This window comes from Gluconacetobacter brunescens (genome assembly GCF_048695475.1).
In the GTDB taxonomy this organism is placed as follows: Bacteria; Pseudomonadota; Alphaproteobacteria; order Acetobacterales; family Acetobacteraceae; genus Gluconacetobacter.
The window spans coordinates 989,262-1,002,903 of sequence record NZ_JBLHEN010000002.1 but is presented as its reverse complement, the minus strand read 5'-3'; the positions used below and the strand labels follow the sequence as shown (position 1 = coordinate 1,002,903).

The 13,642-nt window shown below is 68.0% G+C and carries 13 protein-coding genes; 6 read left to right on the top strand and 7 right to left on the bottom strand.

Annotated elements, in window-relative coordinates:
- Positions 1–3: 3 nt before the first annotated feature.
- From ACMAUO_RS16855 to ACMAUO_RS16840, 4 genes are all read left to right on the top strand, one after another.
- Positions 4–1,407, top strand: a complete 1,404-nt coding sequence (locus ACMAUO_RS16855; protein ID WP_420358079.1) for a sensor histidine kinase — start codon at positions 4–6, stop codon at positions 1,405–1,407.
- 105 nt (positions 1,408–1,512) lie between these two features.
- Positions 1,513–2,004 carry a manganese-binding transcriptional regulator MntR gene (gene mntR / locus ACMAUO_RS16850; RefSeq protein ID WP_420358078.1) on the top strand — a complete coding sequence of 164 codons (492 nt, stop codon included), beginning with the start codon at positions 1,513–1,515 and terminating at the stop codon, positions 2,002–2,004.
- A gap of 1 nt (position 2,005) precedes the next feature.
- Entirely contained in the window at positions 2,006–2,755 is a 750-nt protein-coding gene (locus tag ACMAUO_RS16845; RefSeq protein WP_420358077.1) for a YoaK family protein, read from the top strand.
- A 1-nt stretch (position 2,756) separates the two neighbouring features.
- A complete protein-coding gene (locus ACMAUO_RS16840; RefSeq protein WP_420358076.1) occupies positions 2,757–3,548 on the top strand; it encodes a spermidine synthase in 792 nt (263 codons plus the stop codon).
- Between the two features lie 218 nt (positions 3,549–3,766).
- Here ACMAUO_RS16840 and ACMAUO_RS16835 read toward each other — a convergent pair whose 3' ends face one another.
- Both ACMAUO_RS16835 and ACMAUO_RS16830 read right to left on the bottom strand, forming a co-directional pair.
- Positions 3,767–4,663, bottom strand: a complete 897-nt coding sequence (locus ACMAUO_RS16835) for a fructose bisphosphate aldolase (RefSeq protein ID WP_420358075.1) — start codon at positions 4,661–4,663, stop codon at positions 3,767–3,769.
- Positions 4,664–4,807: 144 nt separating this feature from the next.
- On the bottom strand, positions 4,808–5,788 hold the full coding sequence (locus ACMAUO_RS16830; RefSeq protein WP_420358074.1) for a glycosyltransferase: 981 nt from the start codon (positions 5,786–5,788) through the stop codon (positions 4,808–4,810).
- Positions 5,789–5,918: 130 nt separating this feature from the next.
- Between ACMAUO_RS16830 and ACMAUO_RS16825 the strand changes: the two genes are divergently transcribed.
- Both ACMAUO_RS16825 and ACMAUO_RS16820 read left to right on the top strand, forming a co-directional pair.
- Positions 5,919–7,106: a glycosyltransferase gene (locus ACMAUO_RS16825; protein ID WP_420358073.1), complete on the top strand. Its 1,188-nt coding sequence runs from the start codon at positions 5,919–5,921 to the stop codon at positions 7,104–7,106.
- Positions 7,107–7,154: 48 nt separating this feature from the next.
- Positions 7,155–8,153: a radical SAM protein gene (locus ACMAUO_RS16820; RefSeq protein WP_420358072.1), complete on the top strand. Its 999-nt coding sequence runs from the start codon at positions 7,155–7,157 to the stop codon at positions 8,151–8,153.
- Between the two features lie 210 nt (positions 8,154–8,363).
- Here the strand turns inward: ACMAUO_RS16820 and ACMAUO_RS16815 are convergent, their stop codons facing one another.
- The 5 genes from ACMAUO_RS16815 to ACMAUO_RS16795 form a co-directional block, all read right to left on the bottom strand.
- Positions 8,364–9,659, bottom strand: a complete 1,296-nt coding sequence (locus ACMAUO_RS16815) for a lipopolysaccharide biosynthesis protein (RefSeq protein ID WP_420358071.1) — start codon at positions 9,657–9,659, stop codon at positions 8,364–8,366.
- Positions 9,659–10,630 carry a peptidoglycan -binding protein gene (locus tag ACMAUO_RS16810; RefSeq protein ID WP_420358070.1) on the bottom strand — a complete coding sequence of 324 codons (972 nt, stop codon included), beginning with the start codon at positions 10,628–10,630 and terminating at the stop codon, positions 9,659–9,661. The genes ACMAUO_RS16815 and ACMAUO_RS16810 overlap by 1 nt, the downstream gene beginning before the upstream one ends.
- 27 nt (positions 10,631–10,657) lie before the next feature.
- On the bottom strand, positions 10,658–11,743 hold the full coding sequence (locus tag ACMAUO_RS16805; protein WP_420358069.1) for a flagellar motor protein MotA: 1,086 nt from the start codon (positions 11,741–11,743) through the stop codon (positions 10,658–10,660).
- The gene (locus ACMAUO_RS16800; protein ID WP_420358068.1) at positions 11,740–12,555 is read right to left on the bottom strand and encodes an OmpA family protein; all 816 of its coding nucleotides are present in this window, start codon (positions 12,553–12,555) and stop codon (positions 11,740–11,742) included. Before ACMAUO_RS16800 ends, ACMAUO_RS16805 begins: the two co-directional genes overlap by 4 nt.
- 150 nt (positions 12,556–12,705) lie before the next feature.
- Entirely contained in the window at positions 12,706–13,536 is an 831-nt protein-coding gene (locus tag ACMAUO_RS16795) for an inositol monophosphatase family protein (RefSeq protein ID WP_182974945.1), read from the bottom strand.
- Positions 13,537–13,642: the final 106 nt, after the last annotated feature.

The following is a 13,642-nucleotide window of genomic DNA, read 5'->3' as shown; positions in this document are numbered from 1 at the left end:
CGCATGCCGCAAGAGAAAAACGCCCTTTCTGAAAACCGATATAGCTCTCTCGACCTTGTTCCGGACATGATCTGCGTCTGCGGAAGCGACGGTCGGCATGAATATTTCAACAGGGCCTGGCGGGAATACGGGACGGCGGACTTTGCTTCGTCCCGATGGATGGAACGGGTTCTTCCCGCCGATCAGCGCCAGCTCGACCCGGCGATGCGGGAGGCCATGCTGGCCGGTGGGGTGTTCGAGGCCGATCTTCGCATTGTGCATCCGGTCGATGGGGCGCGCTGGTTTCTGCTGCGGATGCGGCCGCTGCCCGATGGACCGGACGGGGCGCCCCGCTGGCTGTGCAGCCTGACGGATATCCATGCCCGAAAGCGGCGTGAACTGGCGCTTCTGCGCGACAGCCGGATGCAGCAGGAAATGCTCGATGTCAGCGTCGACTGCATCAAGCTCGTCCGGCCGGATGGGACGCTGGCGCGGATGAACCGGGCCGGCTGCGTGGCGCTGAATGTGGGCGAGGAGTCCGGCTTCGGCATGGACTGGTTGCATCTGCTGCCCCGGGAATCGCATCCGGCCGGGCGTCAGGCGCTGCTGAAGGCGAAGCAGGGGGAGAATGCGCGCTTCCTCGGGGTGAGCCAGTTGCCGGGCCAGGACCCGCGCTATTGGGACAATATGCTGACGCCGCTGAAAAACGCGGAGGAGAATGTCGAGGCCGTTCTGTGCGTCTCGCGGGACGTGACCGCGCAGCGCGCCAGCGAGCGCCGGATCGCGCTGCTGCTGCATGAACTGGCGCATCGGTCGAAGAACATGCTCGCCGTGATCCAGGCCCTGATCCGGCGCACCGTGCCGGACCCGCAGGCGCCGTTCGTGTCGGTTCTCGGCCAGCGTATCGCCGCGATCGCGCGGAACCAGGACCTGCTGATCAACGGGCAGTGGTCGGGCATCACGATCGAAAAGCTGCTGGCTTCGCAGACGGCGGTGATTGGCGATGTGAACCAGAATCGCCTGCTGCTGCATGGCGTGGGTGGACTGCGCCTTCTGCCCGAGACGGCGGAACGGCTCGGGCTGGCGATCTTCGAACTGACGACCAACGCCATCAAATACGGCGCGCTGTCCAACGACACGGGCACGGTGGCGATCGACTGGGTGGTGCTGGAGCGAAGCGACGGCGATTATTTTCGGCTGGTCTGGCAGGAAATCGGCGGACCCAGGGTACAGGCGCCTGCCGGCCAGGGGTTCGGTACGGCGGTGATCGAGCGGAATCCGCGGGCCGTCATCGGGGCGGCCGTGACGTATCGCTATGAGCCGGATGGCGTGACATGGGCGTTCGAGGCTCCGATATCCCGCGTGCTGGACGAGAAGGCACCGGCCCCGCCGACATCGGCGGAAGCCGATGCGGCCCCCCTGGTGTAGGCGTATCCTGGCGGGTCGGTTGTGGCCGCGCATGCCGCCCGGATGGACTGAAGGGGGGGGAATGTTTTATGCTTCGGGGAATATTGTCTGGCCGCGAGGGTTCCATTGAAAAGACAGGCGGGGGCCGCCAAGGCGCCGCGTATCGTGGACGCGAAGGCGCAATCCGAGGGGTTTCGGGCCAATCGCGCGGCCCGGCGCAATGTTCTGGTCGAGGATTATGTCGAACTGATCGCCGATCTGCTCGCCGAGGGCATGGAGGCGCGGCAGGTCGATATCGCCGCGCGGCTGGGCGTTTCCCAGCCCACGGTGGCGAAGATGCTGGCCCGGCTGGCCAATGAGGGCCTGGTGACGCAGAAGCCCTATCGCGGCGTGTTCCTGACCGAGGCCGGGGCATTGCTGGCGACGGATGTGCGCCGGCGGCACCGGATCGTCGAGTCCTTTCTGGCCGCGTTGGGGATCAGCACCGAGAATGTGCGTATCGACGCCGAGGGGATCGAGCATTATGCCAGCGAGGAGACGCTGGCCGCCTTCGAGCGCGCGCTGAATGCCGGGCTGCAGTCCTTCATGGCGGCGGATGGGGTGAAACGGGGCGGGTAGGATGCTGCTGCGCGAGGGAGAAGCCAGAACGCTCGTCATGGACCGCCGGCTGGGCTGTTCGCTGGCGGCTGTCGCCGGCGCGGTCAACGCGGCGGGCTTTCTCGCGGTCGGGTATTATTCGGCCAACATGACGGGCAACCTCTCCAGCCTGTCCATGGACCTGCGCGCGGTCGACCTGTCCTCGGCATTGGCTTGCCTGGGGCTGATTGCCGCCTTCGTGGCGGGGGCGGTTCTGTCGGCCTTTCTGGTCAATGCCGGTCGGCACCATCATCGCCCGGCCATCTATGCCTACAGCATCCTGCTGGAAGCGGTGCTGCTGGCGCTGCTGGGGGCGCTGGACATTGTGCTGCGGGTCGGGCCGCGCGAGCCGGTTCTGGCTTATGGGCTCAGTTTCCTGATGGGATTGCAGAATGCGACGGTCACGCGCATTTCCGGCGCCCGGGTGCGCACGACGCATATGACCGGCATGCTGACCGATTTCGGGATCGAACTCGCGGACTGGCTGGATGCGGTGCGCCGGCCGGGCGATCCGGGCCGCATGGTGCAGGTCCGCCAGCGGCTGGCGCTTCATGGCGGGATCGTCCTGTCTTTCGCCTGTGGTGGCGTAGGTGGGGCGCTGGCCTATGGCTGGTGGCGGGCGGGGGCGCTGCTCGGGCTGGCGCCGATCCTGGTCTGGCTCGCGCTGCCGGGGGCGATGGCCGATCTGCGGGACCGGCTTTCGGAGCCGACGCCGCCGGGTCCCGTTCCCTGAGATGACCGCGCCCTTCATTCCCCCCGACCACGAGGTGCTGGCCCATTACAGCAGCGACCAGGGCGATATCTGGATCAGCGAGGATGTGCGGACCGAAAGCCGTATCTACTGGCAGGAGGGCTGGTGCCAGAGCGAAAGCGATGCCGATGGCATCAGCTACGCGCCGTATATCCATGCGCTGTTCGGCTTCCTGATGCAGACCCCGGCGGGCAGCCGGTCGGACGAGCCGGTGCTGGTGATCGGCTGTGGCGGGGGGTCGCTGGCCACGATGCTGGACAGGGCGGAGCGGGCGGTCGAGCTGGTCGATGTGAATCCGCTGGCCTTTGCCATCGCCCGGCAGCATTTCGGCCTGCCGTCGTGGATTCCGTGCCATCTGACGGATGGGGCGGCCTATCTGCGTGGCCTGCCCGTGACCCGGCGTTTCGGCGCGATCGTCGTCGATGCCTTCCAGGGGGATGTTGTGCCCGGCCATCTGGTGGGTACGGGGTTTCTGTCCGATGCGGTCTATCGTCTGGCGGAGGACGGGTTTCTGGCGATGAACCTGTTCGAGGGGCCCGGCCGGCCGGATCTGGTCGGCCGGGCCGCCGTCACGGCCGGGCGGGCGGTGTCGCCGTGGGGTGATGTGCGCCTGTTCGAGGAGGCCGAGGGGCGGGAGGGGAATGTCCTGCTGCTGGCGGGCGCGGTGGCCGGCCTGAGCGACCCCGGCCTGCTGCTGCCGCCGCGCACGATGATTGCCGAGACGCGCGGATCGCTGGAGCGGATGCGCTTCCGGCCGGTCGACGTGACGGTGTGAGTGGGTTTCGTCCGGTTACGCCAAAAACGCGCTGGATAGTACCCGGTCAGGTCGGAAAACCTGCCTGGAAATGTGGGCTGGTGAGCGAGAGCGGCCCTATGGGCAGCGCCCGGCGTGTATTTTCGAGCATCGCAGCGGAGCGGCCTTACGGGCCGCCCGCCGCGAAGCGCAGAAAATGCGCGCCGGATCGCCACCAGCGCGCATTTCCAGGCAGGTTTTCAGGATTTGATGGTGGAGGCGCGGTAGATCTTGTCGATCGCCTTTGCCAGGGTGGCGTCGAATTCGGTGTCGGTCATGGACACTTTCAGGTCGCCGACCAGCGCGCGGGAGAAGCTGGCGATCATGCCGTGATTGGCCGCCAGGCGGGTGCAGGCATCGTCCAGCGTGTAGCCGCCGGACAGCGCCACCACGCGCTGCACGCGGGGATGGCGGACCAGATCGAGATACAGGTCCGGGGTCTCGGGGATCGTCAGCTTCAGCATCACCTGGTAGTCGCCGGGCAGCGCGTCGAGGCCGCGTGCCAGCTCGTCGCGCAGGATCGCCTCGGCGGCGGCCTTCTGCGGGCTCTTGATCAGGACTTCCGGCTCCAGGATCGGCACCAGGCCGTGGGCGGCGATCTGGCGGGCCAGGTCGAACTGCTGCGTCACGATGGCGGCGATGCCCTCCGGGTTCGCCAGGTTGATGACCGAGCGCTCCTTGGTGCCGTAGATGCCCAGCTTCACGGCACGGGCCAGCAGCGGGTCCAGGCCCGGGATCGGCTTCATCAGCCGGACGCCGTCCACTTCCTCTTCCAGCCCCTTGTCGACCTTCAGGAACGGGACGACGCCGCGATCTTCCCACAGATAGGCGGGAACGCGCTTGTCGCCGACCAGCCCGTCCATCGTGCGTTCGAACAGGATGGCGGCGATGACCTTGTCGCCGGTGAAGGAGGGCGCCGTGATGATGCGCACGCGCATCTCGTGCATCAGGCGGAACATCTCGTCGTCGCCGTTATAGGCGCTTTCGGGAATGCCGTAATGGCCCAGGGCGCCGGGCGTGGAGCCCCCGCTCTGGTCAAGGGCGGCGATGAAACCAGGCTTGGCAGAGAGTTGTGACTTCATGCTCTCGAACGACATGATTATGTTTCCCCCGCTTGGTGCAGATGCATATCTGGGCCTCGCCCCGGGACCGGCGGTTGCGAAACCGTCCTCCCAGGCGATTGCCCGTTTCTGGAGACTGCCGGGTTTGCCGTCAATGGTGAAGAGGCTGTCCGGCGACGGTCAGTCCGGATCGCCGTCGGCGGGCAGGTCGGGGACCGTGGCGCAGACCAGGGCACTGTAATATTCGCTGTCGCGATGGGCCCTGACATAGGCCGGCGTGATCCGGCCCACCCGCGAGCGCGTGCGGACCGATGCATACCAGTGCACCACGCGCGTGCGCGGGAGCAGGATATCCTCCGCCCGTGCCTGCCGGGTGACCCGGAAGAGATGTTCGGAGATCTCGGGCGGTACCGGGTAGAACACGGACGGCTCGTGGATGGTCAGGTCGTCCGCGCCCCGTTGCTCCACGACTCCCTGGAGCAGGTGGGGGCCGAGCGCGTAGGGCCGCAGCCGTGCCTCGGGCGACAGGGCCAGCATGGCGCGGAGACAGGCGCGCAGCCAGGGTGTGCCGGGAGGCGAGCCCAGTATCGCGTTGTTCAGCCCCAGCGGATAGAGATGTTCGACCCGGCGGAACCCTTTCCAGCCGCCGGGCAGCGCGCGGAACGCCCGGCGCATCAGCGACAGCCCGGTATGTCTTGCCCTCAGCAGGGGCGAACGCGACCGTCGGACATGCGGCGGCCAGACGATGCGCTCGGCCCCGATGAACGGACCGGATTCCAGCAGCGGGCGCAGCGAGGCCGTGGTGAGGGTATCCATGTCCAGATAGATTCCGCCGTCGCGGTAGAGGATCGCGGTGCGCAGGATATCCGCGCGCTGGACCGGCGTGCGGACGCCTTCATACAGCGTGACGAGGCTGCCCGACGGCAGGTCGGCGGCCCGTTCCACCGCCGCCAGGTCGCGCCGTGGGTCGACGCGGGACAGGATGACGCCGGGGGTGTTCTCCAGCGCGCGCTTCTGCGGGCCGTCCTCGAGCGCATCGGTGTGATGCAGGATGACCGTGTCCATGTCGCCCGTCGCGGCGGCCGAGAGGATGGCGAAGACATAGGCCCAGGGCAGGCGGGGGCCGACCCAGCAGAAATGGACGCGGGCGGGAATGGTCATGGCAGCCGGCTTTCCGCCGTGCGGTTTCGAACGTTCGGCCTCATCGTGAAATGCGCGCTCTTTTGCTTTGTCGGTGTTCGACTGTAGAGTCCGCCAGTCCTGGAAGACCATCGGCGAGAGAAAACCCTAATTGCGTGAAATCGTCATCTTTCGCCAGAACCAGTTCCGGGTTTCCGAGATTTTCATCGCCCAGCAGGCGCAGGCCCTGCGTCGCCATGCGCCGCTCTATCTGGGGCGCATGCGCTTTGGGCCCGGCCCGGACGGGGGGCGTGCGCTGTTGCTGCGCGACCTCTGGCGGCACGGCGCGTGGCCGCGCATGCTGGCGCAGATGCTGACGCGCGACCCCGCGCCGTATCTGCGCCTGCTGGCGGGGCGGCATCCGGCCCTGGTCCATGCCCATTTCGGGGTCGATGGGGTGTATGCCCTGCCACTGGCGCGGCGGCTGGATGTGCCGCTGGTCACGACGTTCCATGGTTTCGACGTGACCCTGTCCGACCGGCGTTTCCTGTGCTCGCCGGCGTGGGCGAACTATCCGCTGCATCGGCGCGCGCTGGCACGGCAGGGGCAGTTGTTCCTGTGCAATTCCGGCTTTCTGCGCGACCAGGCGCTGGCGCGCGGCTTTCCGGCGGAGCGGACGCATGTGCATTATATCGGCGTGGATTGTGCGGCCTACCAGCCGCGCGAGCCGGCGGAAGAGACGCCGGTGATCCTGCATGTCGCGCGGCTGGTCGAGATGAAAGGCACCGAATATCTGCTGCGGGCCTTTGCCCGCCTCGCGGCGGAGCATCGGGACCTGCGCCTGGCCATTATCGGGGATGGGCCGTTGCGCGGGCGGCTGGAGGCGCTGGCCGGTGCGCTGGGCGTGGGCGCGCGGGTGCTGTTTCTGGGGGCGCGGCCGCATGCGGTGGTCATGGACTGGATGCGGCGGGCGATGATGCTGGTGCTGCCCAGCGTGCTGACGGCCAGCGGGCGCGTGGAGGGGCTGGGGATGGTGATGCTGGAGGCGGCGGCCTGCGGCGTGCCGGTCGTCGCCTCGCGGGTAGGTGGTATTCCCGAGGGGGTGGCCGAGGGGCGCAGCGGCTTGATCGTGCCGCCCCGCGATGTCGAGGCGCTGGCTGCCGCCATGGGCGCGCTGGTGGCCGATCCGGCGATGCGCGCGGCGATGGGGCGGGCCGGACGGGCCTTCGTCGCCGGGCGATTCGACCTGCGGCGGCAGACGGAAACCCTGGAATGCTGGTATGACGATCTGATCCGGGCCCATGGCGGCGCGGATTCTTCTTCGGCCCGGACTATCGCGCGGGCCGAGCCGTTCCTATGATGCGGCCGCTTTCCGGCTTGCGCCGGTTTCCTGGACGATAGGGCAACGATGAACCATATTCCCCTGGCCCGCCGCCTCAGCAACCTGGGTGCGGGAGTGCGGTTCGCGGCCAAGGCCATCGCCACGCGCTACACGCCGCTGCTGGCGCAGGTGGTGGTGACGCGCCGTTGCAACCTGGTCTGCGGCTATTGCAACGAGTACGACGATTTCTCGGCCCCGGTGCCGTTCGCGGACCTGAAGGCGCGAGTCGATCATCTGGCGAAGCTGGGAACCGCCTCGATCACCTTTACCGGCGGCGAGCCGCTGCTGCATCCCGACCTGGACCGGATCGTGCGCGTGGCCCGCGATCATGGCATGATCGTGACCACCATCACCAACGGCTTCCGCCTGTCGCGCGCCTGGATCGACCGGCTGAATGCGGCGGGCCTCCAGGGGATGCAGGTCAGTATCGACAATATCACCCCCGATGACATTTCGATGAAGAGCCTGTCTTCGGTCGAAGGCCGGCTGGCGCTGCTGTCGAAGCATGCGCAGTTCAAGGTCAATGTGAATTCGGTGCTCGGCGTGACCGGCGAACGGACGCAGGATGTGGTGACGATCGCCGAGACGGCGGCGCGCTACGGATTGCAGCACTCGGTGGGGGTGCTGCATGACCATCAGGGTGGGCTGAAGGCGTTGAGCGATGCGCAGATGCAGGCCTATCGCCGGGTGACCGAGATTTCGCCCTCGCTGGTCCATACGCTGAACTACCGGCTATTCCAGAAGAACCTGATGCACGGCCAGCCGAACGACTGGAAATGCCGCGCCGGCGCCCGGTACCTCTACGTGACCGAGGATGGGCGGGTGCATTGGTGTTCGCAGCAGCGCGGCTATCCGGGCATTCCGTTGCTGGAATATGGCCCCGCGGACCTGAAGCGCGAATATCATACCGAGAAATCGTGCAGCCCGACCTGCACCCTGAGCTGCGTGCATCAGATGAGCATGTTCGACCGTTATCGCGGTGCCCAGCATCCGACCGACCCGATACCCCTCCCAGCGGAAGCCTGAGAGGCTGTTTCAAAAGCCCCGATGGCGGCGGCCTGACGGCGGTTTTCTGCGCGTCGGTGCTCACGGCCATCAAGGCCGCTCCGCTCCGATGCTCAAAAACCACCGCCAGACGCATGGCTGACGCCACGCTTCCACTCACCATCGGGGCTTTTGAAACAGCCTCTGAAAGCCTGACCTGCTCCGTTGACTGCGGTTTCTCCTATTCGGGTGCTATGGGTGGCGCAGGCGGAGGAACGGGATGACGCGCGTGGACAGGATCAGGGCTTCGGCCAGCAGGGTTGCGATGCCCGCCCCGTTCACGCCCCACAGGCGCGCCAGGCCATAGAGCACCGGCAGGCATAGCGTGGTCGCGGCGATGCGGCCGGTGAACAGGCGGTGGGCATAGCCCAGCGAGACCAGGAACGGCTCCAGCGGCACATCCCACAGATCGAGGATCGCGGCCGTGGTCAGCACCATCAGCAGCGCCAGATCGTTCGTCCGCACCGCCAGCAGGGTGTGGAATATCCACGGGCCAACCGTGGCCGCCACGATCAGCGCCAGGGCGGAAAACAGGCCCAGCGCCTGGAAGATGCGGAGCATGACGCGGCGCATGCCCGCGCGGTCGCCCTGGTCGCGCAGGCGGATCAGTTCGGGATAGAGGGCGGGGGTAAGCAATTGCGCCGGCTGGGCCAGGGCATCGCAGACATGCCAGGTGACGCTGTAGATGGCGGCGGCGGCGGGATTGGTTGCCGCGCCCACGATCAGCACGGTGACGCGGGAGGTCAGGGCCGAGAGGGCCTGGTTGCCGCTGGTGGATAATGTGAGGCGCCAGATGCCGTAGAAATCCGTCCGCCAGGCCGTGCCGAACAGCCGGAAGCCGCGCAGGCTGGGTGCATGCCGGATGGCCGCCCAGGCGGTGCTGCAATTGGCCGTAAACGACATGACGACGCCCAGGTACCAGACGATCATGAAGCCACCCAGGTGCCAGTGCAGGCCCAGGCCCAGCAGGGTGCCCACCAGGCGGGTCGTGTTGAGCGCAAGGTCGGCCAGGGCGGATTGCCGGAAGCGGTTGGTCAGGCGCAGCACGCCCAGCGCCCAGCAGGTGTTCATGAACAGGACCGCGGTCATGTAGAGGAGCGCCGGCCCCTGGGTGGCGGCCGACCAGCCGAAGACACGGCCGAAGGTCGCGACCCCGATCAGGGCCAGGATGGTGCCGGTGGCGGCGCCGAGGGCGTCCAGCATGATGCAGTGGCGCAGCAGGACCTGGAAGCGCGTCTGCTCGCCACGGGCGAACAGCGCATTGCCGAAATGCAGCAGCGGCTGCCAGGACTGGAAGCGCGTGGCGACCGAGAAGGACGAGGCGCAGGAATGGATCAGCAGCAGCGCGCCATATTGCTCCAGCCCCAGCGCGCGCACGACCAGCGCGGTGGTGAGGAAGCCGAGCACGCCGGCCATCCCCTTGCCGCCCAGCAGGTAACCGGTATTGCGGAAGATCCGGGCGACCTGCCCGGGTGCGGCGCTGGACACTAGCGGTCGGTCAGGCGGAACTCGATGCGCCGGTTGCGGGCATAGGCTGCCTGGGTATCGTGATTGTCCAGCGGCTGGAAATCGGCGAAGCCGGTCGCGGCCAGGTGCTGGGGACTGATGCCTTCCGCGATCAGCAGCTTGACCACGGTGATCGCGCGCGCCGTCGACAGTTCCCAGTTGCTGGCGAAGGCGCTGTGGATCGGCTGGCGGTCGGCATGGCCGTCCACCCGCATGATCCAGGGGATCGCGGTGGGGATCTGGCTGGAGACCTGGCGGAAGGTGCGGGCGAGGGTGCGGATCTCGGCCACGCCCTTGGGCGAGAGCTCGGCGCCGCCGGGGGGGAAGAGGACCTCGCTCTGGAAGACGAAGCGGTCGCCCACGATCTGCACGCCGTCCTGGTCCTTCAGGATGTCGCGCAGGCGACCGAAGAATTCCGACCGGTAGCGCTGCAACTGCTCGACCTTGTCGGCCATGGCCACGTTCAGCTTCTGCCCCAGATCGTCGATCTTGTGGTCGCGGTCGTGGACCTGCTGCTCGGACATGTCCAGCATCATCATCGCCGCGCCGAGCTGCCGGCGGAGTTCGTCGAGCTGCGTGCTCAGGGCCGCGACCTGCTGCTGGCTGGCCTGGGACAGATTGTCGCGCTCGGCGGTCAACTGCGACACCTGGGCGGTGAGCGACGAGGCCATCGCCACGTCCTTGTCGTGCGCGGAGCGCAGCGAGGCGACCGAGAGCTGGAGCGTGTGGCTGCGGCCCTGTTCCAGCGCCAGCATGTCGTTCAGCTTGCTGACCTGCTGCGTCAACTGCTCCATTGCCTGCTGGCGCTTGGCCAGCACTACGGACAGGAATGCCTGCCCCAGCACGAAGACCAGCAGGACGAAGATGACGACCATCAGCAGGGTGGACAGGGCGTCCACATATCCCGGCCAGGCGTCCAGGCCGGAATGGGTCTGGCGGCGGCGGCGTGCCATGCTGTTACCTCGCGATGCCGGGGGCGATCAGGGCGCGCGCGCGCCGGCGGGAGCGGATGCCGCGATGGTGCGCGTGAGCAGGCGCAGATCGCCGCGAATGTCGGTGGCGATCTGGGTGCGGCCCTGTTCCATGTCCGACAGGATGCGGGTCAACTGGGCTTCGATGCCGCGCAGTTGCTGCTGGCTGGACTCCTCGGCCATGCGCTGCATCAGGACGTGGCTGGCGCGCATCGTCTCGGTCATCACGCCGATCCGGTCGTTCAGGCTGACCAGCAGCGCCTGCTGCTGGTGCCGGCCTTCCTCGCCGCGTGCGATCAGGGCCTGCAGCTTTTCCAGGTTCTCGGCCGTCTGTTCCAGCAGCGCCTGGACGTAGACGGGGATGCCGGCATCGGTGCCGTCGCCGGTGCCGATGGTGGAGCCGATGCGGGTCAGGCCGGCCAGCCATTCCTCCAGCTCGTTGAAGAAGCGGTTCTGCGCCTGTCCCGCCGTCAGGTCGAGGAAGCCCAGCACCAGGGCGCTGGCCAGGCCGAACATCGAGCCCGAGAAGGCGGTGCCCATGCCGTGCAGCGGCTTGGCCAGGCCGGTCTTCAGCTGGTCGAACATCGCGTTCAGGTCGCCCGAGCCGACCGACAGGCTGGTGATGACGTCGGCGATCGACCAGATCGTCAGCAGCAGGCCGTAGAACGTGCCCAGCAGGCCGAGGAAGATCAGCAGGTTGGTCATGTAGCGCGACAGTTCCCGGCCCTCGTCGAGGCGCGAGGAGAGGCTGTCGAGCATCGACTGCATCGCGGGGGTGGACAGGACCAGCCGGTCGGAGCGGTTGCGCGTGGCCAGCATCGACGCCATCGGCGCCAGCAGGGTCGGCGGGGTGGGCTGGGCCAGGCCGTCACGCGGCTGGCGCAGCGTTTCCACCCAGCGGACCTCGGGGATCAGCCGCAGCACCATGCGGATGTTCCAGACGATGCCCAGGGCGAGGATGCCCAGGATCAGCCCGTCCAGGATCGGGTTGTTGAAGAAGGCGGTGTACAGCATGCGCCCGAGGGCGCTGGCTGCCAGCACGACGACCGTGAGGAACAGGACGATACGCAGGAGATAGGTTGTCGGCTGGGTCACGGTGCGGAACGCTGCTCCGAAGGGGCGGGGGAAGGCGACGGCGCAGAGGCGACCATATCCGACCGGGTCACGTCAACATGATCCGGAGGCGTTTCGTTGGGGCTGTCGGATCTTTTTGCCGCGCCGGGCGCGGGCACCCCGATCGCGCGGACATAGATCCGCGTCGTGGCGACCCCGGCATGGATCAGGATCGAGCGGATCGCGAGGCCGCGCGCCAGCGACAGGCGCCGGGGCGTGGAGACGTCGTCGGCGGCGCCGGAGGCCGTGGCGTCGATCTCGGCCCGGGCGTAGGGCGCCTGCAACAGGGTGGCGGCGAAGCGCTTCACCCCGTCGATCATCGCCGCGTTCATGTCCGTACTGCCGGCCGCGAAGGTGAGGCGCAGGCCGCCGGGGCGGTCGGTGATGCTGCCCTGGGCGTCGGCCTTTGCCGGGACTTCCGGCGGGAGCGCGGGCGGATGGAGCGGGACATCGACCACGGGCGGACGGATGACCGGCGGCGGAGGCGGCGCGGCGGGAATGGCCGGGAGCGGACCGGCATGGGCCGGCGCGGGTTGCGTCGGCGTGGGCGCGGCGGCCGATGGGGCAGAGGGTTGGGTCGCTGGCGCGCGCGGGGTGGCGGTGCGGTTCGGGGCCGGCTTCGGTGCCCTCGCTGCCGGCAGGGCGGAGAGCGCGCTGTCGTCGGTCGTGACCTGCGCGTGCGCCGGGGTGAGGGCCAGTCCGCCAAGCGCTGCGAGCGTCGCGAGCATGGCGCGGGATGCGGCCCGGCGATGCGGGCCGGAGCGCGAGGGGAGTGCGAGGCGGATATCAGGCATGATCGGGGCAGCCTAGAACAGATCGCACGCGGGCCGAAGAGGCAGAGTGCGAGGAGGCTTTTGAAAGCCGCCTCGTCGTGAGCCCTGAAGCGCAGGAAACCGCCGTCAGGCCGGTGCCAGCGGGGCTTTCGCAACAGCCTCCGGGGTGGCTCAGGGGCGTGCGGTCAGGCTTTCGGCCACCAGTTCGCGCAGTTTGCCGTGGAGCTGGGCGTTGCCGGCCACGACATTGACCGAATCGCCCATGTCGTTGAGGTCGGCACCGTCGGGGTCGGTAGCGTAGCCGCCGGCCTCGCGCACCAGCAGCAGGCCGGCCGCGCAGTCCCATGGCTTCAGGCCCAGTTCCCAGAAGCCCTCGTAGCGGCCGGCGGCCACCCAGGCGAGGTCGAGCGCCGCCGCGCCGAAGCGGCGGATGCCCGCCACCTGCGGCATCAGCGCGCCCAGCGTGCGGGCGAAGGGCAAGCGGCGCTGGGCCGGGACCTTGGCGAAGGGAATACCGGTGGCGAACAGGGCCTCGTGCATGTCGCGGCGGGCCGAGACGCGGATGCGGCGCTCGTTGAGGAACGCGCCCACGCCTTTTTCGGCCCAGAAGGTCTCGTTGGCGGCCGGGTTGTAGACCAGCGCCGCCGCCAGTTCGATCGTGCCGTCGGGCAGGCGGCGTTGCAGGGCGATCGAGATCGCCCAGTGCGGGATGCCGTGCAGGAAGTTGGTGGTGCCGTCCAGCGGATCGACGATCCAGCGCCAGGTCCAGTTGTCGCTGCCCGAGGCGCCGCTTTCCTCCATCAGGAAGGCGTAGCCGGGGCGGGCGCGCTCCAGTTCCTCGCGGATCGCGGCTTCGGCGCGCAGATCGGCCTGCGAGACGAAATCGCCGGGGCCCTTGATGCTGACCTGAAGCTGCTCGACTTCGTTGAAGTCACGCAGCAGACGCCGCGCGGCCTTCTGGGCCGCGTTCTGCATCACCGTCATATGGGGAGAGAGTCGCATGGCCACGGCGATCGGTCCTGTCTGGCTGGAGCGGGTCGGGATGACGTGGACGCCACCTCATCACGCAAAGATGTTCTGTGTAACGAAAAAAACGCGGCCCCATGGG